Here is a 20,065-nt window from a genome sequence, read left to right as displayed (position 1 = left end):
ATGAGCGGCTTCGATCCATTGCGCCGGTTGGTCGCCGAAGCCCTGGGCACCGGTCTGCTGGTGGCGACGGTCGTCGGTTCCGGCATCATGGCCGAGACGCTGACGCACGACACCGCGCTGGCGCTGCTCGGCAACACGCTCGCGACCGGCGCCATGCTGGTGGTGTTGATCACCATCCTCGGTCCGATCTCAGGCGCGCATTTCAATCCCGCCGTTTCGCTGGTGTTCTGCCTCAACCGGTCTCTGCCTGCCCGCGATCTCCCTGCCTATATCGCCGCGCAGTTCGCCGGCGGCGTCGCCGGCACCATCGCCGCGCATCTCATGTTCGCCCTGCCGGTTCTGGAGATCGCGACGAAGCCGCGGACTGGGCCGGCGCAGTGGTTTTCCGAAGGCGTCGCGGCATTCGGCCTTGTCGCCGTCATTCTCGCCGGGTTGCGCTTCGAACGGCGGGCCGTGCCGTGGCTGGTCGGGCTCTATATAACGGCGGCCTATTGGTTCACCGCGTCCACGTCCTTCGCCAATCCTGCGGTTGCCGTGGCGCGGTCGCTCACCAACAGCTTCTCCGGCATCAGGCCGGTCGATCTGCCGGGCTTCATCGTCGCCGAACTGCTCGGCGCCCTGATCGCGCTTGCGCTGATGGGCTGGCTGCTCAAGCCCGAAACCGTTCAGCAATCCCATCCCCTGAAAGCAGAACCATGACGGTCACAATCTACCACAATCCCGCTTGCGGCACCTCGCGCAACACGCTCGCAATGATCCGGGCCAGCGGCGAGGAGCCGGTGGTGATCGAATATCTGAAGACGCCGCCGAGCCGCGAGCGGCTGCTCGAACTGATCGCGGCGATGGGGATCACACCCCGCCAGTTGCTGCGGGAGAAGGGCACGCCTTACGCCGAGCTCGGCCTCGCCAACCCGAAATGGAGCGACGAGGAGCTGATCGATTTCATGCTTGCCCATCCGATCCTCATCAACCGGCCGATCGTCGAGACGCCAAAAGGGACAAGACTGTGCCGGCCGTCGGAGGCGGTGCTGCAACTGCTCGACAATCCGGTGCGCGGGTTCGTCAAGGAAGATGGCGAGAAGGTCGGCCACGAACCGGGGCAAGCCTGATTGGAAGCCGCCGCGCCCATCGCCCGCAACCGCCACGTCCTCGTCACGTCTCTCGGCATCACCCAGATCATCGCCTGGGGATCGTCCTACTATCTGCCCGCGGTCCTTGCCGCCCCGATAGCAAAAGATACCGGCTGGTCGCTCGCCTCGGTCGTTGCCGGGCTGTCCTGCGGACTGCTGCTTGCCGGGCTTGTGTCCCCCATCACGGGCCGGCTGATCCAGCGCCATGGCGGCCGTCCGGTGCTTGCCGCCGGCTCGCTGCTGCTGGCGGCCGCGCATTCGTTGCTGGCGACGGCAACCGCCTATCCGCTTTACCTGGTTGCCTGGCTGCTGATGGGCCTCGGCATGTCGAGCAGTCTCTACGACGCTGGCTTCGCCACGCTGGGGCGGCTCTATGGTCAGGCAGCGCGCAGCGCCATCACCAACCTGACGCTCTTCGGTGGTTTCGCCAGCACCGTCTGCTGGCCGCTCAGCGCCTTCCTGGTCGAGCATGGCGGATGGCGCGTCGCCTGCCTTTCCTATGCCGCGATCCATCTGGCGATCTGCCTGCCGCTCCACCTTTGGATCATACCGCCGCCTCCACCCGCGGCGCCCGCCCCGGTGAGAGGCAAGTCGAGAGAGGCATACGCCACGGGCGGGACGCGGGCACGCTTCATTCTGCTTGCCTCCATCCTGACAGTGGCCGCGATGATCGCATCCACGCTCTCCGTCCACCTGCTGACGCTGCTGCAATTGCGGGGCCTCGGCCTGGCGGCGGCAGTCGGTCTTGGCGGCCTGGTCGGCCCGTCACAGGTCGGCGCGCGCGTGGCCGAGCTGCTGATCGGCCGCAACCGGCATCATCCGATCTGGACGATGCTGGCATCCGTATCGCTGCTCGCGGCCGGGATCTGGCTGCTCCTGGTGGGCCACGCATTCATCGCGCTCGCCCTGATCCTCTACGGCGCGGGCAACGGCATCCACACGATCGCGCGCGGCGCGCTGCCGCTGGTGCTGTTCGATCCGCAGCAATACGCCGTCCTGATGGGCAAGCTCGCAACGCCGAGCCTCATCATCCAGGCGGCGGCTCCTTCCATCGGAGCGCTGCTTCTGGGCATGGGCGGCGGCAATCTCGTCCTGACCACGCTGGCGCTCGCGGCGACGCTCAATGTGGGGCTCTCTATCTGCCTGCTTGCAGCCATGGGCCGCTGATCCTCGGATCGGTTTGACCCCCGACGAAATCGCTGAATCTGTCGCGGATATCCGCTTTCAGGCGGCTCCGGACGGAAGCCGCCGCACATCTTCTGGCGAATTGTGCCAATGCATGTCGCTCAAATGCGCCGTGGTTTCGGCTGAGCGACATGCATCAAACAAGGCTTAACTGCGGGTAGCGTATCTGAACGATCGCGAGGCGCTCAGAAACGGTAATTCACGAAGGCCTTCAGCGTGTGGAAAGCCACGTCGTCCTTGACTGTCAACCCCTCGCCATTGTCGAGTATCTGCTTCGAGCCAAGGTCGACATAAGCATACTCCGTGCCGAAGGAGATGCGATCGGTGATGGCGTGCTCGAGGCCTGCGCCGATCGTCCAGCCGGTGCGTGTCTGCTCCTCGTTGAAGACCGTCGTCCCGCCGACCGTCAGTGTCTGCTCGGTCTTGCCAAAGGCAAGGCCGCCATGGCCGTAGATCAGCGTGCGGTCCCAAGCGTGGCCCAGCCGCGCGCGAACGGTGCCGAGATATTTGAGATCCACGTCGCCATTGAAGATCTCGGTGCCGTCCACCGAGGCCGTGACCGAAGCGCCGTAGCTGGACGCGGCAATATCCGCCACCGCACCGATCACCCAGCGGTCGGCGAACTGCCAGTCATAGCCTGCCTGGATGCCGCCGAGGAAGCCGCTTGCGGAAATCTCGAACGCGCCGTTGATCGGCGGCGGGTTTCCGTCGGCAAAGATCTGCCGCGAATTGAGCTTCATGTCGCCAACCGCAAACGAACCGAACCCGCCGAGATAGGGCCCCGTCCAGCTGAAGCTCTCCTCCGTCGGCGGCATCGGGGCTGCTTCCGGGGCGAGCGCATCGGCCGCGAAAGCGCTGCCGGCGGCAAGGACGATCGCCATGGCAGCCATGGACGTGGGTATGATCTTCATCGGATAAGTTCCTCGTTGAATTGCCAGTTTCGAAATTGCGTCCACATTTGTTCCCGCCCATGCATGAGCGGGCTTCCGGGGCCGTCAGCCAATTTGCGAAGACATGTCCGCTCATTGCGGACATGAAAATCGAGTGCCACCCCTTCAACGCACCGCTAGCAGAGAAAATCCGGGTGCGTGTGGCGAATACGGAAGTCAAAATTGCAATAACGGAACAGTTGTTGTTCCGGAATTTCTGTCTTGCAAATTTGTCACACTTAACTCACTTTCCGAAAGCTGAGAGGCATTCTGGATCGGGCTCAAACCAGGGCGGAAATGGTGTTTCTCAAGCGCCAACGGACAGGCAAAGGCCAATTGCGGGCAGGCGCCGTCCAAATCCAGGCAGTCTTCGACAGGGAGCACGATGGCGAGCGCTGATCGGGTGGCTACATTCTCGGCGGACGACATTCCCGAGGATCAACGGGACGAGTTCATTCGCGATTTCTACGGTCGCATCCAGATGCGGTTGGACATCACGCCGCGTGCCGACACGCCTCTCAAATTCTCTGCCCGCACCCTGATCCTGCCCGGGATGAATCTCACCAAGGGCGCTGTCTCTCCCATGGTCTGGGAGCGCAACAGCGCGCTGATGGCCGACGGCAACGACGATATCCTCCTGTCCTGGAACAAGGGCGGCTACCGCTTCACCATGCCTGGGCGTGGCGATTTCAGCACCGATCCCGGCACCGCCGCCATCTTCCCGATGGACCGCCGCTACTCGGTCGTCAGCGAGGATTCGCAATGGACCATGGCGCTTCAGTTCAAGCGCTCGCTGCTGGCCCCGCTGGTGAAGAACCTCGATGATGTGCGTCCCGACAGTCTCGGCCGCACGCTCCCGGCCCACCGGCTGCTGTTTGATTACCTCTGGTCGCTCCTGCATATCGAGGAGCCCGAGACGCTCGCGCCTCTTGCTTCCCGCCATATCACCGACCTTCTTGCCGTTTCCTTCGGTGGCATGGAGGCCCATACGCATCCCCCTGGTGTCCGCGCCGCAAGGCTTGCGGCCATCAAGCAGCACATCGCCCGCAATCTCACCGATCCCGGGCTCAACGCCGGGCAGATATCGCGCAAGTTCGGCATCAGCGAGCGCTATGTCCGCCAGCTCTTTGCCGGGGAGGGCACAAGCTTTTCCGACTATGTCAACGGAGAGCGGCTCGCCTATGTCCATAGCTGCCTCACCGACCGCCGACAGTTGCTGCGGCGCATCGCCGACATTGCCTTTGAGGTCGGCTTCAATGAGCCATCCACTTTCTATCGGCAGTTCCGGCTGCGCTACGGCATGACGCCGACGGAAGTTCGTGCCTTGACCGAGAAGGGCGATAGCGGCTGAAGGGCCGGGGTTCGCTGCCGCATCTTCGTCCGAAGCGGCGCATCGGTGTGTTTGCCAGCAGCCTGATCTCCGCGCGCAGCCGCTACTTGTCTGCCGCCAGCGTCTCGTTGAGTACGGCGGCCAGATGCTGGCCGCCGAGCGCCAGCTGCTCGACCGCGCCGCCTCCAAAAAAAGACCCGGCAGTTGCCGGGTCGGGTTCGTCTCATTCATTTCACGAGCGCTTGCGTCTCAGTCGCGATGCTCAGGCATCGCCTTCAACTGGTCCTTTGTCCAGCTGGTGGCGGCGTGGACGTCGCCGTCCTCGTCGCGCATGAAATCGAGCTGGCTGGCGGTGACGGCCACCGGCTTGGCGCCTATGCCGAGAAAGCCGCCGACATCGATCACGACCTGGCTGCCGTGCAGGTGGTCGACCGAGCCGATCTTCTCGTCATCGGGGCCGTAGATGGTCGCGCCTTCGAGGATGTCCGGCGTGAGCTCGGCATTGGTCAGTCTCACGTGGCTGGTATGGTCCATGATGCATCTCCTGTGGTGTACAGGAGGAACCGTCGATGCGGCCGAGGGTTCCGCCGATGGAGCGAAAAGAAAGCGCTGCTCAGCGAAGCGCTGCCCATCCCACCACGAGGATGAGGACAAGCGCGACCAGCGCGCCTGAGAGCGCACGCCAGGCGCGGACGCGGTGGGACGTGTCCTGGGCATGCCCGCGGTTCTTACCGCGGATAGGTTGGTTGCCGACTCGTCAGCTGCGCCGCTTGGCCTCGAGACTCCGCGCCGCCTCCTCGATCGCGGCGCGATCGTTGCCCAGTCGGTCGAGCAGCTCCTGCGCCTCGTCGCCGGAAATGCCGGTGCGCATGGCAAGCGCCTCGACCGTCAGCACATCCGCGCTGTCGATCTCGCGTGTTTCGGGCAGGGCGTCGCCCGCCGTCAGCGGCAGTGCGGCCTCGCGGTCGATCTCCATCTCGGCCTGTTGCCAGTGCCGTTCGTGATTGCCGAGGATGCCGCCCTCGCGCTGAAAGATCTCAAAGGCGCGCTGTCTGATCTTCTCGGTCCGATCGTCGTCCATCGCCGTTCCTCCTTGCGTGTCACAAGAACGCGGGACAGGGCGGAACGATCCGTGTCGCCCACGAAGTGATCGACCGGCCTACGGCCCGTAAATCGCCACCGGCTTGCCGAACATGCCGGGCTCGGGTTTCACGCCCAGCCCCGGCCGTTGCGGCACGGCGATATGGCCTTGCTTGATGACGACCGGCTGCTTCTGGTCGAAATGGCCCTTGATGTATTCCTGGGCGATCCAGGCGCCTTCCATGCGGCGGGGCTCGACGGTGGCGGCCAGATGCACGCAGGCAGCCGCGATGATGTCGCCGCCCCAGGCGTCGTCGCAGCTATGCGGCAGCGAGCGGATGGCACAGAGGTCGCGCACAGTCGCCATTTTGGTCAGCCCACCGAGGCGCGTGACCTTGAAGCCGAAGCCGTCCGCGATGCCGAGCGAGATTGCCCGCAGCACCGCGTTCTGGTCCTCGGTGCTCTCGTCGAGATAGACCGGATGCGTGACGCGGCCTTTCAGCGTCGCGATCTCATCCATCGTGTTGCAGGGCTGCTCGAAGACGAAGGGGATCGCCTGGCAGAGCCGGTCGAGATGGATCGCCGCGGCCACCGTCAGGCCACGGTTGCCGTCGACCGCCAGCCGGGCCTTGTAGCCGACCGCTTCCCAGACCTGGCGGACAACGGCCACGTCCTCTTCCAAATCGCGCCCGCCGATCTTCACTTGCAGGCGCGGATAGCCCTCCTTCACCTTGTCGGCGGCGATCCGCGCCGTCTCCTCCGGCGCCCCGACGATCAGTGAATAATAGGCCGGCACGCGGTCGGTGAGAGCGCCGCCCAACAGCGTCGAGACCGGCACGCCGAGCTTTTGCCCGAGCAGGTCGAGAAAAGCCATGTCGAATGCGGCTTTGGCATAGCCGTGCCCGTTGAGCCGCTCGTCCATCTGCTTCGCAAGCAGCCTGATCGAGGCGATCTCCGAACCGATCAGGCCGGGTGCGATTTCGGCGATCGCGGCGCGCGCGCCCAGCGCGTGATGCGGCTGGTAGACCGGGCCGATCGGGCAGGTCTCGCCCCAGCCTGCGAGCCCCTCATCGGTGACGATCTCGACCAGCGTTGAGTCCAGCGCCTCCACATCGGCGCTGGCCATGCGGTAGACGCCGTTCTTGACCGGCAATTGGGCCGAATAGACGTTGATCCGCTCGATGCGCATACGGGCTTCCCTCCGAAGGACAGGTCGGCAACGGGGCCTTTGCCGGCCCCGCCTGTTACATCCGCGCCCTGGCCGAGGTCGGGTCGTAAGGCGAATCCGCGATGACCTCGGCGACCTTCCAGTCGCCCAGGATCGCAACATCGAGCTGGGTGCCGGGCCTGGCAAAACGCTCGGGCAGCAGCGCCAGCGCCACGTCATGCCCGAGCGTGTAGCCATAGCCGCCCGACGTGATGCGCCCGACCAGCTTGCCGTCGCTGTAGAGCCCTTCATTGGCCAGGGTGCTGGCGCCGTCCGTATCGATCTTGAGCGTTACCGAGCGGCGCTGGTCGTTACGCTCCTTGTATTTCTGCACCGCGTCGCGCCCGACGAAGTCGCCCTTGTCGAGGCGGATGAAGCGTTCCAGCCCGCTTTCCAGCGCGTTGAGCTCGGGGTTCATGTCGCGATACATGGCGCGATAGGATTTCTCGAGCCTAAGCGACTCCAGCGCGTGCAGCCCGACCAGCCGCATGCCGTGCTTCTCGCCCTCTCTCAGGATCGCGTCGAGCAACTGCCGCTGGTAGGGCAGGGGGTGATACAGCTCCCAGCCAAGCTCGCCTTCATAGTTGACGCGCAGCAGCCGCACGTCGCTGGCCAGGGCCACGCTGCCGGTCTTCACGCCGAACCAGGGGAAGCTTTCGTTGGAAAGGTCGATCCCGGTGAGGGGCTGCAGCACCTCGCGAGCCTTGGGGCCAACGACCGTGAAACAGCCACGGTCGTTCGTCACGTTCTTCAGGCTTACGCTGCCGTCGGCGGGCAGCAGCCTCGACAGATCGTCGAAATTCCAGAGCTCGGCGCGCGGCGTCGAGATCAGGTAGAACTGATCTTCGCCGAGACGCGCCACCATGTACTCCGCCTGCACGCCGCCATTGGCCGTCAGATGGTGCGCCAGCGTCACCTTGCCGACTGAGGGCAACCGGTTGGCGATGACCCGGTCCAGCCAATGCGCCGCGCCTCGTCCCGACACCTCGAACTTGGTCATCGGCGTCATCTCGACCAGGCCTACGGCGTTGCGCACCGCCAGCACCTCCTCGCCGACGAGGTTGCCCTTGGGCGTCCAGCGCCAGCTATACTGGTCCTTGGCCCCGATCCCGTCGCGCGCGAACCAGTTGGGCATCTCCCAGCCATTGAGCACGCCCCAGACCGCGCCGAGCTCCGTCAGCCGGTCATAGGAGGGCGCGGTCTTCTGCGGCCGTGCTGCAGGCATGTCCTGTCCGGGATATTTCTGCTCGGCATGCGTGCCCCAGGCCTCGCGCACCTTCTGGCGCGTCCATTCCTTGTTGGCGTAGTCGCCGAAGCGGCGCGGGTCGAGATCGGACGTGTCGAGGCTGTTGCCGCCTTCGACGATCCGCTCGGACAGATAGTAGCCGATCGTACCGCCCCACAGGATGCCGCCCGGCACGCCCTCCGCGAGCCAGACATTGGGCAGGCCCCAGGCCGGTCCCATCAGCGGCAGCTCGTCCGCCGTCATCTGGAAGGGGCCGCGCACATTGGCCTTGATGCCGACGCGCCCGAGCGCCGGGACCAGCCGCAGGGCCTGCTCCCAGTTCCACGACACCGCCTCGAAATCCTCGTCGAGCAGATCGGCGCCGAACCAGGCGGGCACGCCGTCCTCGGCGAACAGCTTAAGGTGCTCGGTGCGCTCATAGGGCCCGAACATGAGCCCGTCGCCTTCCTCGCGCAGATAGCCCTCGAAACCCTCGTCGCGCAGGATCGGCATTTCGGGCCGGCCCGCGCGCTTGCGCTCGACTACTTCCGGCACCGCCTCGGTGATCCAGTACTGGTGCAGGATCGGGATCGCCGGAATATCCAAGCCAAGCAGCGCGCCGGTCTGGCGCGCGTAATTGCCGGTGGCGCAAATCACATGCTCGCAGGTGATGTCGCCCTGATTGGTCCGGACCAGCCACTCGCCGCCAGGCGTCCGGCTGAAGCCGGTGACCTCGGTGTTGAGATAGACTTTTGCCCCAAGATCGCGCGCGCCCTTGGCCATGGCGTGCGTGACATCGGCCGGCGCGATATGGCCGTCATCGGGATGGTAGAGCGCGCCCAGCATCTCCTTGTTGTCGAGCAGCGGCCAGAGCTTTCGCGCCTCGTCGGGCGTGAGCAGCTGCGCCCGCATGCCTTGCACCTCGGCAACGCTCATATAGCTCTTGAACTCGTCGAGCCGGTCGCGCGAATTGGCGATCCGCAGCTGCCCGCATTTGTGCCAGCCCACTGGCTGCCCGGTCTCGGCCTCCAGCCCCTCATAGATCTCGATGGTCTTGTTGATCATGCGCCCGACATTGATGTTGCGGGCATAGGACGGGATCAGCCCCGCCGCGTGCCAGGTCGATCCGGCGGTCAGCTGCGTGCGCTCCAGCAGCGCCACGTCGGTCCAGCCGCGCTTGGCCAGCCCATAGAGAATTCCCGCGCCAACGCACCCGCCGCCAACGATCACCACCCGCGCATGTGTCTGCATCAAACCACCGATTCTGGACCGAGCTGAGAACAACCGCGATCGAAAGCTACAGGCGGTGATTGGCCCTGTAACGTCTTCAAAAATTAGGGGTCATGATAAGCTGGATTTATGCAGCGGCCTGCGGGCCGTAGTCACTGCGCCTGCCCGTCCTGCGCCGTCTCGTCCTTGAAGTCGACCTTCGTTCCCGGCTTGACCATGGCGGCGAGGTCTTCGGCGTCCCAGTTGGTCATCCGGATGCAGCCATGCGAGAAGGTGGTGCCGATCTTGCCCGGGTCTGGCGTGCCGTGGATGCCGTAGCTCTCGATCGAGAGGTCGATCCAAACCGATCCGACCGGATTGTTGGGCCCCTTCGCGATGGTGAAGGGATGCTTGGTCTTCACCCCTTTGAAGGCGAATTTCGGATTGTAGTGATAGGTCGGATTGTGCACCACGCGCTTGACCTCGGCCGAGCCGCTCGGCGCCGGTTTCTCCGCGCTGCCGATCGAGGCCGGATAGACGGCAATCGCCTTGCCCGACCCATCGAGCGCGCGCACCTGGCGCGATGCCTTGTCGATCTCGACGCTGGCAACCTGTGAAGGCGGATCGCCACGGCCGACATCGGGCACGACCAAGGTGGTGCCGCCCTTGCTGAACCCGGCTTTGGGATTGAGCATCCTCAGCAATTCTTCGCTGACATGAAACCGTTCCGCCAGCTTCTCCCGCGCGTTGCGATAACCGAGGCGCTTGAGATGCGCCATGCTCTCCATGCGGGCGGGGATGCGCTTTGTGAAGGGGCCGCGCACATCCTTCGCGGTGGTCTCATAGGTCGCCAGCACCGGGCCGGCGAAGGTCGCCGCGAGCTTGTCCCACGTCTCCCGCGTGAGGTTGCCGTCGGAGGGCAATCCGTTCGCTGCCTGGAAGGCCGCGACCGCCTTGGTGAAGTTCTGCGACGCGCGGCCGTCGATCAGGCCGGGCGAGAAGCGGGCGCGATCCAGAAGCACCTGCGCCTTGAGCAGCATGGGGCTGACGCCTTTTGGTTCGCTTTCGCTGAATTGCGCTTGATTGACGGCGTCGGGTTCCAGACTCGCCGCCTGCGTGACGCCGCACGCGATGCCGAGCACCACCGCTAAGACAACAAGGAACCTGACCATCGACGTCACTCCCGAACCGCGACAAGGACCTGCCTTTATGACGCGGCAGCCCTGATCTGGTTCCTATCGAGGGGCAACGTGAAGGTCGTCGCGAGTGCTTCGCTGACGGCGATCCCGGCTGAGAGCGAATGAGGCGGCGCTGTGCGCCGCCTCACTAAGATCAGGCATGTCTTGGGTGAGCTTTTTCAAGCATGGGGGGAATGGCGCCATCCTCGATGAGGATGTCCTTCTTGCGCGCAAAGGCGACGAAAACGCCCCTCGCTGTTTCCGCATCGACATCCCCGGCGAGCGCAGCCCTGCAGGCGCGGATAGCCGCCTTCTGCTCCGGGCTGTTACCGCACCAGTCGATGACGAATTGATAGGCGTCCACGACGGTGTTCAACTGACGCGGAAATCCCAGTCCTACCCAGACGCGGATTGGTTTTTCGAACGGTTTGGCGAACATGGCAAACGTCCTCGATCCGCGACGATGCTAGGCGGTCAGCCCGCCGCCCTTGCGGCCTTTGCCGACCATCCAGGGCAGGGTGGTGCTCACGTCTTCATGGATTCTGGCGGATTTGGCGAAACCACAAAATGACTCTCTGGCCGCCGTCAGCGGAAAGCCGCTGTCGAAGGCCCGCTGGCAGGCGCGCAGCGCCGTTTCATAAATCGGCCCGCGCCGGTTCTTGGGCCATTCATAGAGGAATTCCAGGGCGTCTTCGAGGCACGCGATCTCCTGGACGAGGCTGTTTCCGCTCTTGACGAAAACAGGGCTGTCGAACATCCGGTCGTTCATAAGATCCTCCAAGTCGAACGAACAATTTGAGTTTGATGGGGGCGGGGACCGCGGCGGTCTGCGCCCGGCTTCGATATGGGTTTACGAGTTTGAACCGTCAAGGACTTGGCGGATGCTCTCATACCCCATTGCTCGGGCCCGATGTTCTGCGCGCGATCAGTCGATCAGCCGGCATCCGAGCCGCCGGCGGCGGCCTTCTCACCGACTGGAATTGAGCTTTTGGATGCGCCCCTTGTCCAGCCGGAAAACGCCATCCGTGCCGCCTTGCTGCTCGAAGTCTGTTTGAAGCTCATCCCACGTGCCGAGATATTCGCCGCACTCGGCGCAGTGGATCGGCGTTGCGGGTTGGGCATCGGCTGGAATGTTCAAACGGATGACGCCGCAAAACGGGCATTCCAGTTTGTGGTCCAGATACTGGGTGGTCATGACCGTTCAGCATCGTGCAAACGGCATGCCCGCGCAAGCCGACGGACTTCGACGAGCCCATGCCTGGTTCGGCACGGTCTGCGAAACCGCAAGCCGCGAAGCGCCTTCACGGTCGCAGGCCGGAGACCATGCGCCGCGCCGGTCACACACGACCTGGAGCGGACGCCTGAGCACGCGCCCTTATGATCCGGGCTTCTCGCAAAAGCGACGGCCGGTCGCGCCCGACGGCCTTTATCAGCCTCTTGGCTTGCGCATCGGAGATGCCGGTTTTTTGCTTCAGCAGAATGACGAGCTGCTTGTCGTCAATTCGCCCATGAGAACTGCCTTCACCGGGTTCAGTCATGTCTGGGATCCTCCTTGCAACCGAACTGGAAAAGCCGTCGAAAGTTTCATCGCGGCTCTGCTTTGCCTGGCCGCTCCGCTGCGGCGTTATCTGCCCAGCGGTCTTCGCGACAGCTCAGCCAGCTCCCGCTCGTCGGTGATCCCCGCCATGTAGTTCGCGATGATGCGCAAGGCCCGCCGCTCGCGCTGCTCCTCGGTTTCGTCCGCGCCGGCGCCGAGTTCAAGGACGCGGCCAAGGAAGGTCACCTCGTCGGGCAGGAATGCGCCTTTCGACAGTCTCGTAATCGGCATTGTCTCCTCCTCCGTGCCCCAGCCCAAGGATGCCCGACCGGCGGACATGCTCGTGACACAACGACCACCGACCGGGCCTGCCAACCCCAACGTTTTGGCACGACCATACTGCATGTTTGTTGATGATCCGCCCTAACCAAGGTGAATCGGCACCACGAAACTCTTCGTGCCGAACCTAAAGCTGCGTATGCAGCTTGCTCGCAAGCCAATCGGTGACTTTCTCGGTCAGCGGACGCGCCTGCCACTCCGCCAGGCTGATCTGCCTCGACCGTTTCAGGTCCTCGTTGAACAAGTCGATCTGCGTCTGCGCAAAATCCCTGCCGTAGACATTGAGGCTGGCTTCGTCATTCAGGCGCAACGAGCGCTCGTCCAGGTTGGTGGAGCCGAAGCTTGCCCAGACGTCATCGACGATGAGCAGTTTGGGGTGATACATCGTCGGCTGAAACTCGTAGATGCGCACGCCGGCTTCGAGCAGTTCTCCCCAGAAGTGGCGCGAGCCCTTTCGCACGATGGGCACATCGGTCAGCGAATTGGGCACGATGACGTCGACGGCCACGCCTCGTTTCCTGGCGTCGAGTATCTGCTGCAGCGCGATTTCGTCCGGCACGAAATAGGCCATGCCGATGCGCAGGTGATCCTTGGCCGCGGCGATCGCTGCCAGCATCATCAGCTCCATATCCTCGGAGCCGTTCGGTTGCGATGACAGGACCAGCTGGGCGCAAAGTGCGCCTGCGGGCTCGGGTGGTGGATAGAACTTCTCTCCTTGCAATGTTTCGCCTGCGGACTCTACCCAGTTCTCGGCGAAGGCCGCCTGGAACGCGCCCACCGAAGGCCCCTCAATCCGATAATGGGTGTCACGCCACTCCTTCGGATTGCGCGCATCGCCCAGCCAGTTGTCCGCGATGCCGACCCCGCCGGTGAACGCGACCCGCCCGTCCACGATGAGCAGTTTGCGGTGGGTCCGGTTGTTCACCCGGTCAAGCGTATACCAGTAGACGGGCCGGTAGCGCTGGAACCGCACCCCGGCGCCCGTCATGATGTGGATCAGGTTCTCGTCGAAGGGCAGGGAGCCGAGCCAGTCGACCAGCACTCGGACCTCGACGCCTTCGCGGGCTTTCGCGGCCAGGGCCGTGGCGAACTGATAGCCGACCGAGCCCGACCAATAAATGTAGGTTTCCATGTCGATGCTGGATCGGGCCGCGCCGATCGCTTGCAGCATCGCAGGAAAAATCTCGTCGCCGTTGACGAGGGTTTGCACGGCGTTCCGTCCGGAGATCTGCCCTTGCGAATAGCTGCTCATGCTTTGCACGAATTGCGGATCCGCCGCGTCGAAACGGTGCGGAACGATCGTGCGGATGACACGCGGCTCCGGGGTCAGGTTTACCGCGGCCAGCGTGACAATCGCGGCGGCGACGGCCACGGCGACATATTTGAGGATGTCGAGCCAATAGCCGGCCTTGCGCCCGGCAGCGAGTGTCTTGCTGGCCAGCAGCGCTCTAAACCCCTGAGCCTTCACGTCTTTCGCCCGCGGTCAGTTTCTCCCAACAGCAAGAATGTTCGACCGTGATTCAGGTTCCCGGCTGGACCTGCGCGGACTCCGAGCGGCGCTTCGTCAGCCGATCCCCGGCCCGCCGCACGCCATCAAGCGAGCGCTGCATCCTTTGCGACCAATCGGCGTTGAAGAAGATCATTCAAGGATGGTCTTGCATGGATATCAAGCTGGAACAGCCCGTAGCCGAGGCCTCGCCGGAGGCCGACATGCTCGTGAACAAGACGGCGCATTTCGTGGAGGAATGGATCAATGAGCACAAGGCCGAACCTCGGGTCTCGATGCCGGCCGAGATAGTCGCCACCGAATTGGCCGACCAATGTATCGCCGACGCCGAAAGCCAAGGCATAGAGCCTGACGAGATCAGCGAGGAAGTGGGCGACCTCAAGGAATATATCGCCGAGACCGTGCTGGAGGAACAACGCGACGGCAGCGGCGATGATCATGAATCGATAGCGCCTGCGCCGCCCGCCGCTGGGAACGGAGAGACGAATGCCAAAATTCCGCTTTGAGTTTCTCGAATCCGCGGCGCAGCCGCCGATTCACGTCGAGATGGAAAATCTCGAAACGGCGAAGGCCGAGGCCAAACGGGCTGCGAAGGAAGCCATGCTCGACGGCATTGCCGCGGGGTCGGACCCGACATCCTGGGTGACCAAGATCTACGACGAGGCGGGCTACCTGGTGACGACCATCGAATTCCAGGATCTGCTGTCCGAGGCCCAGCGGCCCGGTCAGGCGGACGAGACCGGCGAGCCCGGCGTGATGCGCTCAGGTTGAGGCTTGATCCCACGCCGGCGAGGACTGATCGCGCCGATATCCGGGCCCTTATTCGTCGCCCTTGTAGGTCTTGGCGGCTTCCTCGATCTTGCGCCAATCATTGCCATAGCGCCGCACAAGCTCCCGCGCCTGCGCAGTTGACAGTCCCTGCGTCTCGACGACGTGCTTCACCTCCGTCTCTTCGCCCTTCAGCGGACGCGAGCGCGGCCGTCTGGAGTGTCTGGCCGTCTCTCCATTTCGTCTCGGCATGAATGCCCCTCTCTCGGATCGGTATCAACCGCCGAGCCGAAGGAAGGTTTCCTGAGCCCGTGCGTCAGCCCGGGCCGATGCACAGGGCTCGCCGGCAGGGCTGAGCCGCACCGACAGCGTCGCGCTCGAAGAGCTGCACACCGAGCCGCTCCGCCAATGCGTGAGGTCGAATTCGTAGGCGGCCTGCGCCGGGCACCCTGCCCGCCGCAGGCTTCGATCCGCCACGTGCGTTGGTAAGGTAACGGTCAGGCCATCCTTGCCAGTATCTTGGCCATATCCGCCGTATCGAACGCCCTCAGGGTCTCGGTTCTGATGTTGCCCATCGATGCGATTGATAGGCCCAGCGCAGTCGCGGCAATGTCGTCCTCCGCTTCGGCAACCGCCACGACATCATGCTTGCCCAGAGTCCACAACAAGGTGTGAATCTTGACCCCGCTTTTGCTGGCCATCTCCTTGAAAGCCTCGGCACGCTTCTGGGTGTCCTTTATGGTCCTGATACCCTGGTCGGTGAAGTTCGACAGCAATACGTAGTGAGCCATTGGTTTCCTCCCACAAGGGAAACGCGGGGCGCTCACGGCGCGTCCGCCGTTCCCAGGACCACAATAGCACGTGCCCGCCCTATGAAGAAGCAATTGCTAATATATCGGCGTACAGGTTGGATTGCCGCAAGAGGCGCGGGTCAAGTGTCATGTCGTGAAGGCGGCACGCGCGTGCAAGGCGGTGTGTAGATGGCTGCCGCTCGTCAGCCCGGACCGATCTCCTCAAACAGCCAGTCGCGAAACGCCTTGACCTTGCGCTGGCGGATCGCCTCCGGTGGGTAGACCAGATAGAAGCTGGAGAAGGCCTTCAACGCATGGTCGAACGGCCGCACCAGCCGGCCGGTGGCTAGGTCGGCGGAGACCAGCATGGTGCGGCCGAGCACCACGCCTTCGCCCTGGACGGCGGATTCCACGGCGAAGGTGGCGGAATCGAAGGTGAGGCCGCTGTTGGGATCGACGCCTTCGACCCCGGCGCTGGCCAGCCACGCCGCCCAGTCGATGCGGTAGCCGTCGCGGATCAGCGTGTGATACCTGAGGTCCTCGGGCCGCTTCAGCGGATGCGGCCCTTCCAGCAGCTTCGGGCTGCAGACGGGAAACACTTCCTCGCCGGTGAGGAATTCCGACGTCAGCCCGTGATAGTGGCCGCCGCCATATCGTATGGCGACGTCGATGCCGTCGCCGCGGAAATTGGTCAGCCGGCCGGTGGTCGAGACGCGCACGTCGATATCGCCATGCGCGCGGTGAAAACGGTAGAGCCGCGGCACCAGCCATTTTCCGGCAAACCCGTCCGACGTGCTGACGTTGAGTGTCGAGCCGGAATGGCGCGAGGTCGCGGTCTGCGTCGCCAGCGCGAGCTGGTCGAGCGCCTCGCGCACGGCAACCGCATAAGGCTCGCCGACCGGTGTGAGCCGCACCGAGCGCGTCGCGCGCTCGAAGAGCTGCACGCCGAGCTGATCCTCCAGGTGTTTTATCGCCCGGCTGATCGCGCCATGCGTGAGGTTGAGCTCGTCGGCAGCCCTGGAAAAATTCAAATGCCGTGCGGCGGCCTCGAAGGCCGGCAAGGCGTTGAGCGGCGGCAGTCTGCGGGTCATGGCGAAGCCATTTGTGAGTTATGGTAACAAATACTTGCCAAACTTTGGTTTGTCCGTCGAGCTTTTTCAGCCCAAAAAATCCTCACAGAACTTGTGATCAAAACTCACCAACGTGCGAGGACGCCATGGCCACCGTTCATCCCTTCCTCTGGTTCAACCTCGATGCCGAAGCCGCGCGGGATTTCTATCTGTCGGTCTTCAAGAACAGCCGCGCGCTCGGCGCGATCGAGTTCACCGACAAGCCGCACGCTATCTTCGACTTCGAGCTCGAAGGCCAACGTTTCACGGCGCTCAATGCTGGCGGCGTGCCGCCTTTCAACGAGCGCATCTCGCTCTACATCGAGACCGGGGACCAGGTAGAGACCGACTATTTCTGGAACGCGCTCACCGCCGGCGGCGGCTCGGAACAGCCTTGCGGCTGGCTGAAGGACAAGTTCGGCGTCTATTGGCAGGTCATCCCGGCCGAAGCCTTGCGGCTGATGAACGATCCGGATCGCGCGAAGGCCGACCGGGCGCGCCAGGCGATGTATTCGATGAAGAAGATCATCCTCGCCGACATCGCCGCCGCCCACGCCGGCCGCGGCTGATTCAACTCATCACTGCAAGGACGGAGAAAACCCATGACCAGTCTCGCGGGAAAAAAGATCATCGTCGTCGGCGGCAGCTCCGGCATCGGCTTCGGCGTCGCTGCGGCCGCCCTGGAACACGGCGCGGAAGTCGTGATCGTCGGCCGCTCCGAGGACAAGCTGAAGGCCGCCGAAGAGCGGCTCGGGGCAGGACACGTGACGGCCATCGCCGCCGACATGGCGAACGAGGCGGACGTGTCCCGCATGTTCGAGCAAGCCGGCGCCTTCGATCATCTGGCGGCGACGGCCGGCACGCCGCCGCCCAATTTTCCGATCGGCGAGACCGACATGGATTTCGTGCGCGGCTTCGTCGACGGCAAGCTGATCGGGTCGGTGATGCTTGCCAAGCATGCCGTGCACAAATTGAACAAAGGCGGCTCGATGATCTTCACCTCCGGCATCAACAAGGACCGCCCTACGGTCCCCGGCGGCGCGGTGGTCGCGGCGGTCGCCGGTTCCTTCAGCTATTTCGCTCGCGCGCTGGCGCTGGAGCTCGCGCCAACCCGCGTCAACATCGTCTCGCCCGGCTGGGTCGAAACCGAAATGTGGGACGAGATCGTCGGAGAAGCCAAGACAGGCTATTTCGAGCGGATGGGCGGCCGCATCCCGGCCGGCAGGATCGCCAGGCCCGCCGATATCGCGCCGGCCTATCTCTATCTGATGCAGAACAAGTTCATGACCGGCGAGACCGTCCACATCGACGGCGGGCAGCGGCTGGTCTGAGCGAGCGAGCACAGACTTGATCACGACGTTCGGTTCCGCCGGTGGCGATGGCTTCGGTGCCAAACGCGATGCGGATCTTGCAGTTCCAATCGCTTCATCGATCCGTATCCGGCCGGGGCAGGGGACGTCGAGGGGACGCCGGCCTTTTATCCATCCCGCAGCGTCGGATCGATCGGGCCCGGCAAGGAGCCTCCTTCGGAGCGGGAAATGTCACTGGTCAACACTCTCACCCACCGTCGCATGCTCGAGGCTGTTGCCGAGGATGGTATCTTTATCGCTTACGAGGACCTGGGTCGTGGCGAGCCGCTCGTGCTGCTGCACGGCGCGACCGAAACCAGCGAGTCTTGGCACGAGGCGGGTTACGTCGACCGATTGCTGCGACGCGGGCGCCGGCTGATCCTCATCGATTGCCGCGGCCATGGCCGGAGCGGAAAGCCTTATGACCCGATCGCCTATTCCGACCGCAGACGGGCAGCGGATGTCGTTGCCGTGCTCGACCATGCTGGTGTCCGGAATGCTGCTTTGATGGGGCATTCGATGGGCGGCGTGGTCGCACTGGCCGCGGCGGCCTATCACCCAGACCGCATCAGCGCGTTGGTCGTCAACGGCGCGCATCCGTTCGCAGAAGATATCACCTTCCTGCGTACGACGCTCAAGAATGACTTCGAGGCTTGGGTCGGCCTCTTGACGCAACTGGCCCCCCGCCTTTCGCAGGCCGCATGCCGGCGGATCCGGGCCAACGACATCGCCGCTGTTCAAGCAAGCCTTGCCACGGACAGGCTCGATTTCTCGGCAACCTTCGCGGAGCTGGGGATACCGGTGCTTGCAATCAGCGGCACGCTCGATCCGCGCTGCCAGTCCGTCCGGAATCTCGCCGAACTGGCGGGCGGCGAGTTTCTGCCGCTCCCGGGCAAGAACCATGTCACGGCCTTCCTCGATGTCGAGACCGTGGCGCCGGTTGTCGACTCTTTTCTGGAGCGTGTCGGTGTCCAGAAGACAAGGCAAGGAGGCTAAGCGATGTGCCGGTCCTGTCCAGCGCGTCGGAAATTCCTTCGTTGGCCACGATCACGATGCGACCATGACGATCAAACCCCGGTCAGTGCGTCACGCGCAGGCCGCCTCGATCAAATCCAAGGATACAGACTATGATTTCGACATCCATCACCCGCGACTTCGGCCTTGCAACGCCAATTGTCAATGCAGGTATGGCGATGATCGCCCGTCCCGCCCTCGCGGCTGCTGTATGCGAAGCCGGCGGGCTTGGCACGATCGGCTCCGACATCAACCCGCCCCACGTCCTGCGCGAACTCATCCGGAAGACCAGGGCGCTTACGAAGCGGCCCTTCGGCGTCGACCTGATCGGCGACTTCGTCACCGACGAACACATATCCGTTCTCGTCGAGGAACAGGTGATGCTCGCGATCTTCTTTTGGACGTTGCCGACCTCCGAGCATGCCGAACGCCTGAAGCAGGCCGGCATCAAGCTCTGGATGCAGGTCGGCCGCGTCACCGAAGCTGAGCAAGCGGTTGCCCTGGGCGCCGAAGCTCTCATCGTCCAGGGTGCGGAGGCGGGCGGCCACAATCGGGCGGAAGCGTCCACCATGACGCTCTTTCCCCGTATTCGCAGACGCTTCCCCGGTCTGCGGCTGCTTGCTGCAGGCGGCATAGTGGATGGTACGACCATGGCCGCCGCACTCGCGCTCGGCGCTGATGCGGTCTGGTGCGGCAGCCGTTTCCTCGCCTCGAAAGAGGCCGAAGCGCACGATGCTTACAAGGACCGCGTGCTAGCGGCCGATGTGGGCGACACGGCGATCCTATCCATCTACGGTCCCGAGTGGCCCGATCAGCTCATGCGGGCCATCGTCAATGACGGCGCACGTGCGGCGCTGGGTCGGGAAACCGAGGCCACCAAGGATGCAGAAGGCCAGTTCATCGGCTCTACCGTCCTCAACGGCCAGACGGTCCCGGTGCCGCGCTACAGCGCTATCCTGCCGACGCCTGATTTCGACGGGGACATAGAGCAGGCATGCCTGACGGCCGGGCAAAGCGCCGGCAACATCGACGAGATTCTGCCTGCGGGCGAGATAGTCCGGCGCATGACGGCCGAGGCAAACTCAGTGCTCCAGCGCCTGACCAGAGCAATTCCAGGAAAAGTGTGAGCGGTTTTCCGCCCGGAATTGCGTCAAAACAAAGGCATGGAGCGGTTCGCC

The 20,065-nt window shown here is 64.0% G+C and carries 25 protein-coding genes; 10 read left to right on the top strand and 15 right to left on the bottom strand.

The features are described from left to right. Genes EJ069_RS13050 through EJ069_RS13040 form a run of 3 tightly spaced genes read left to right on the top strand, consistent with a single transcriptional unit; the run spans nt 1 to nt 2,297 of the window. Complete coding sequence (locus EJ069_RS13050) at nt 1-699, top strand: MIP/aquaporin family protein (RefSeq protein ID WP_126064720.1); 699 nt, start codon at nt 1-3, stop codon at nt 697-699. Then, nucleotides 696-1,109 (top strand): arsenate reductase (glutaredoxin), encoded by a 414-nt coding sequence (gene arsC, locus EJ069_RS13045; protein ID WP_126061629.1) that lies wholly within the window; start codon nt 696-698, stop codon nt 1,107-1,109. Before EJ069_RS13050 ends, arsC begins: the two co-directional genes overlap by 4 nt. After that, a complete protein-coding gene (locus EJ069_RS13040) occupies nt 1,110-2,297 on the top strand; it encodes an MFS transporter (RefSeq protein WP_245456537.1) in 1,188 nt (395 codons plus the stop codon). It abuts the gene before it with no gap. 203 nt (nt 2,298-2,500) lie between these two features. On the opposite strand, the gene EJ069_RS13035 is transcribed toward EJ069_RS13040, so the two are convergent. Further along, complete coding sequence (locus EJ069_RS13035) at nt 2,501-3,226, bottom strand: outer membrane protein (RefSeq protein ID WP_126061628.1); 726 nt, start codon at nt 3,224-3,226, stop codon at nt 2,501-2,503. Between the two features lie 403 nt (nt 3,227-3,629). Here EJ069_RS13035 and EJ069_RS13030 point away from each other — a divergent pair, with 403 nt between their 5' ends. Next, nucleotides 3,630-4,595 (top strand): AraC family transcriptional regulator, encoded by a 966-nt coding sequence (locus EJ069_RS13030; RefSeq protein WP_126061627.1) that lies wholly within the window; start codon nt 3,630-3,632, stop codon nt 4,593-4,595. 228 nt (nt 4,596-4,823) lie between these two features. Here EJ069_RS13030 and EJ069_RS13025 read toward each other — a convergent pair whose 3' ends face one another. The 11 genes from EJ069_RS13025 to EJ069_RS12975 form a co-directional block, all read right to left on the bottom strand. Next, nucleotides 4,824-5,108 (bottom strand): PRC-barrel domain containing protein, encoded by a 285-nt coding sequence (locus tag EJ069_RS13025; protein ID WP_126061626.1) that lies wholly within the window; start codon nt 5,106-5,108, stop codon nt 4,824-4,826. A gap of 223 nt (nt 5,109-5,331) precedes the next feature. Further along, entirely contained in the window at nt 5,332-5,655 is a 324-nt protein-coding gene (locus EJ069_RS13020) for a DUF2934 domain-containing protein (protein ID WP_126061625.1), read from the bottom strand. A gap of 78 nt (nt 5,656-5,733) precedes the next feature. Further along, complete coding sequence (locus EJ069_RS13015) at nt 5,734-6,843, bottom strand: mandelate racemase/muconate lactonizing enzyme family protein (protein ID WP_126061624.1); 1,110 nt, start codon at nt 6,841-6,843, stop codon at nt 5,734-5,736. A 55-nt stretch (nt 6,844-6,898) separates the two neighbouring features. Beyond that, nucleotides 6,899-9,337, bottom strand: coding sequence for an FAD-dependent oxidoreductase (locus EJ069_RS13010; protein WP_126061623.1), 2,439 nt, complete (start codon nt 9,335-9,337; stop codon nt 6,899-6,901). Between the two features lie 131 nt (nt 9,338-9,468). Next, nucleotides 9,469-10,467, bottom strand: coding sequence for a L,D-transpeptidase (locus tag EJ069_RS13005; RefSeq protein WP_126061622.1), 999 nt, complete (start codon nt 10,465-10,467; stop codon nt 9,469-9,471). Nucleotides 10,468-10,627: 160 nt separating this feature from the next. Continuing rightward, a complete protein-coding gene (locus EJ069_RS13000; RefSeq protein ID WP_126061621.1) occupies nt 10,628-10,912 on the bottom strand; it encodes a DUF982 domain-containing protein in 285 nt (94 codons plus the stop codon). Nucleotides 10,913-10,939: 27 nt separating this feature from the next. Continuing rightward, nucleotides 10,940-11,242 carry a DUF982 domain-containing protein gene (locus EJ069_RS12995; RefSeq protein ID WP_126061620.1) on the bottom strand — a complete coding sequence of 101 codons (303 nt, stop codon included), beginning with the start codon at nt 11,240-11,242 and terminating at the stop codon, nt 10,940-10,942. Nucleotides 11,243-11,440: 198 nt separating this feature from the next. Further along, nucleotides 11,441-11,668: a hypothetical protein gene (locus tag EJ069_RS12990; RefSeq protein WP_042638367.1), complete on the bottom strand. Its 228-nt coding sequence runs from the start codon at nt 11,666-11,668 to the stop codon at nt 11,441-11,443. 142 nt (nt 11,669-11,810) lie between these two features. Then, a complete protein-coding gene (locus tag EJ069_RS12985; protein ID WP_042638369.1) occupies nt 11,811-12,011 on the bottom strand; it encodes a hypothetical protein in 201 nt (66 codons plus the stop codon). A gap of 86 nt (nt 12,012-12,097) precedes the next feature. Continuing rightward, nucleotides 12,098-12,301, bottom strand: a complete 204-nt coding sequence (locus EJ069_RS12980) for a hypothetical protein (RefSeq protein ID WP_189476338.1) — start codon at nt 12,299-12,301, stop codon at nt 12,098-12,100. Between the two features lie 175 nt (nt 12,302-12,476). Continuing rightward, complete coding sequence (locus EJ069_RS12975; protein WP_126061619.1) at nt 12,477-13,817, bottom strand: phospholipase D-like domain-containing protein; 1,341 nt, start codon at nt 13,815-13,817, stop codon at nt 12,477-12,479. A 161-nt stretch (nt 13,818-13,978) separates the two neighbouring features. On the opposite strand from EJ069_RS12975, the gene EJ069_RS12970 reads away from it, so the two are divergent. Together EJ069_RS12970 and EJ069_RS12965 are read left to right on the top strand one after the other, a co-directional pair. Then, the gene (locus EJ069_RS12970; RefSeq protein ID WP_126061618.1) at nt 13,979-14,362 is read left to right on the top strand and encodes a DUF768 domain-containing protein; all 384 of its coding nucleotides are present in this window, start codon (nt 13,979-13,981) and stop codon (nt 14,360-14,362) included. After that, nucleotides 14,343-14,627, top strand: a complete 285-nt coding sequence (locus EJ069_RS12965) for a hypothetical protein (protein WP_126061617.1) — start codon at nt 14,343-14,345, stop codon at nt 14,625-14,627. The genes EJ069_RS12970 and EJ069_RS12965 overlap by 20 nt, the downstream gene beginning before the upstream one ends. A 48-nt stretch (nt 14,628-14,675) precedes the next feature. On the opposite strand, the gene EJ069_RS12960 is transcribed toward EJ069_RS12965, so the two are convergent. From EJ069_RS12960 to EJ069_RS12950, 3 genes are all read right to left on the bottom strand, one after another. Next, nucleotides 14,676-14,876 (bottom strand): hypothetical protein, encoded by a 201-nt coding sequence (locus EJ069_RS12960; RefSeq protein WP_126061616.1) that lies wholly within the window; start codon nt 14,874-14,876, stop codon nt 14,676-14,678. A gap of 245 nt (nt 14,877-15,121) precedes the next feature. Then, the gene (locus EJ069_RS12955) at nt 15,122-15,415 is read right to left on the bottom strand and encodes a GYD domain-containing protein (RefSeq protein WP_126061615.1); all 294 of its coding nucleotides are present in this window, start codon (nt 15,413-15,415) and stop codon (nt 15,122-15,124) included. A gap of 203 nt (nt 15,416-15,618) precedes the next feature. Beyond that, nucleotides 15,619-16,506, bottom strand: coding sequence for a transcriptional regulator GcvA (locus EJ069_RS12950; RefSeq protein WP_126061614.1), 888 nt, complete (start codon nt 16,504-16,506; stop codon nt 15,619-15,621). Nucleotides 16,507-16,631: 125 nt separating this feature from the next. Between EJ069_RS12950 and EJ069_RS12945 the strand changes: the two genes are divergently transcribed. From EJ069_RS12945 to EJ069_RS12930, 4 genes are all read left to right on the top strand, one after another. Further along, nucleotides 16,632-17,093 (top strand): VOC family protein, encoded by a 462-nt coding sequence (locus EJ069_RS12945; RefSeq protein WP_126061613.1) that lies wholly within the window; start codon nt 16,632-16,634, stop codon nt 17,091-17,093. 33 nt (nt 17,094-17,126) lie between these two features. Continuing rightward, complete coding sequence (locus EJ069_RS12940; protein WP_126061612.1) at nt 17,127-17,855, top strand: SDR family oxidoreductase; 729 nt, start codon at nt 17,127-17,129, stop codon at nt 17,853-17,855. Nucleotides 17,856-18,062: 207 nt separating this feature from the next. Further along, the gene (locus EJ069_RS12935; protein WP_126061611.1) at nt 18,063-18,869 is read left to right on the top strand and encodes an alpha/beta hydrolase; all 807 of its coding nucleotides are present in this window, start codon (nt 18,063-18,065) and stop codon (nt 18,867-18,869) included. Between the two features lie 131 nt (nt 18,870-19,000). Beyond that, nucleotides 19,001-20,014, top strand: coding sequence for a nitronate monooxygenase family protein (locus EJ069_RS12930; RefSeq protein WP_126061610.1), 1,014 nt, complete (start codon nt 19,001-19,003; stop codon nt 20,012-20,014). The last annotated feature ends 51 nt before the right edge of the window (nt 20,015-20,065 follow it).

The organism is Mesorhizobium sp. M2A.F.Ca.ET.043.05.1.1 (genome assembly GCF_003952445.1).
Taxonomy (GTDB): Bacteria; Pseudomonadota; Alphaproteobacteria; order Rhizobiales; family Rhizobiaceae; genus Mesorhizobium.
Note: the sequence above shows the minus strand (reverse complement) of the source record. Positions and strands in the feature narration are given on the sequence as shown.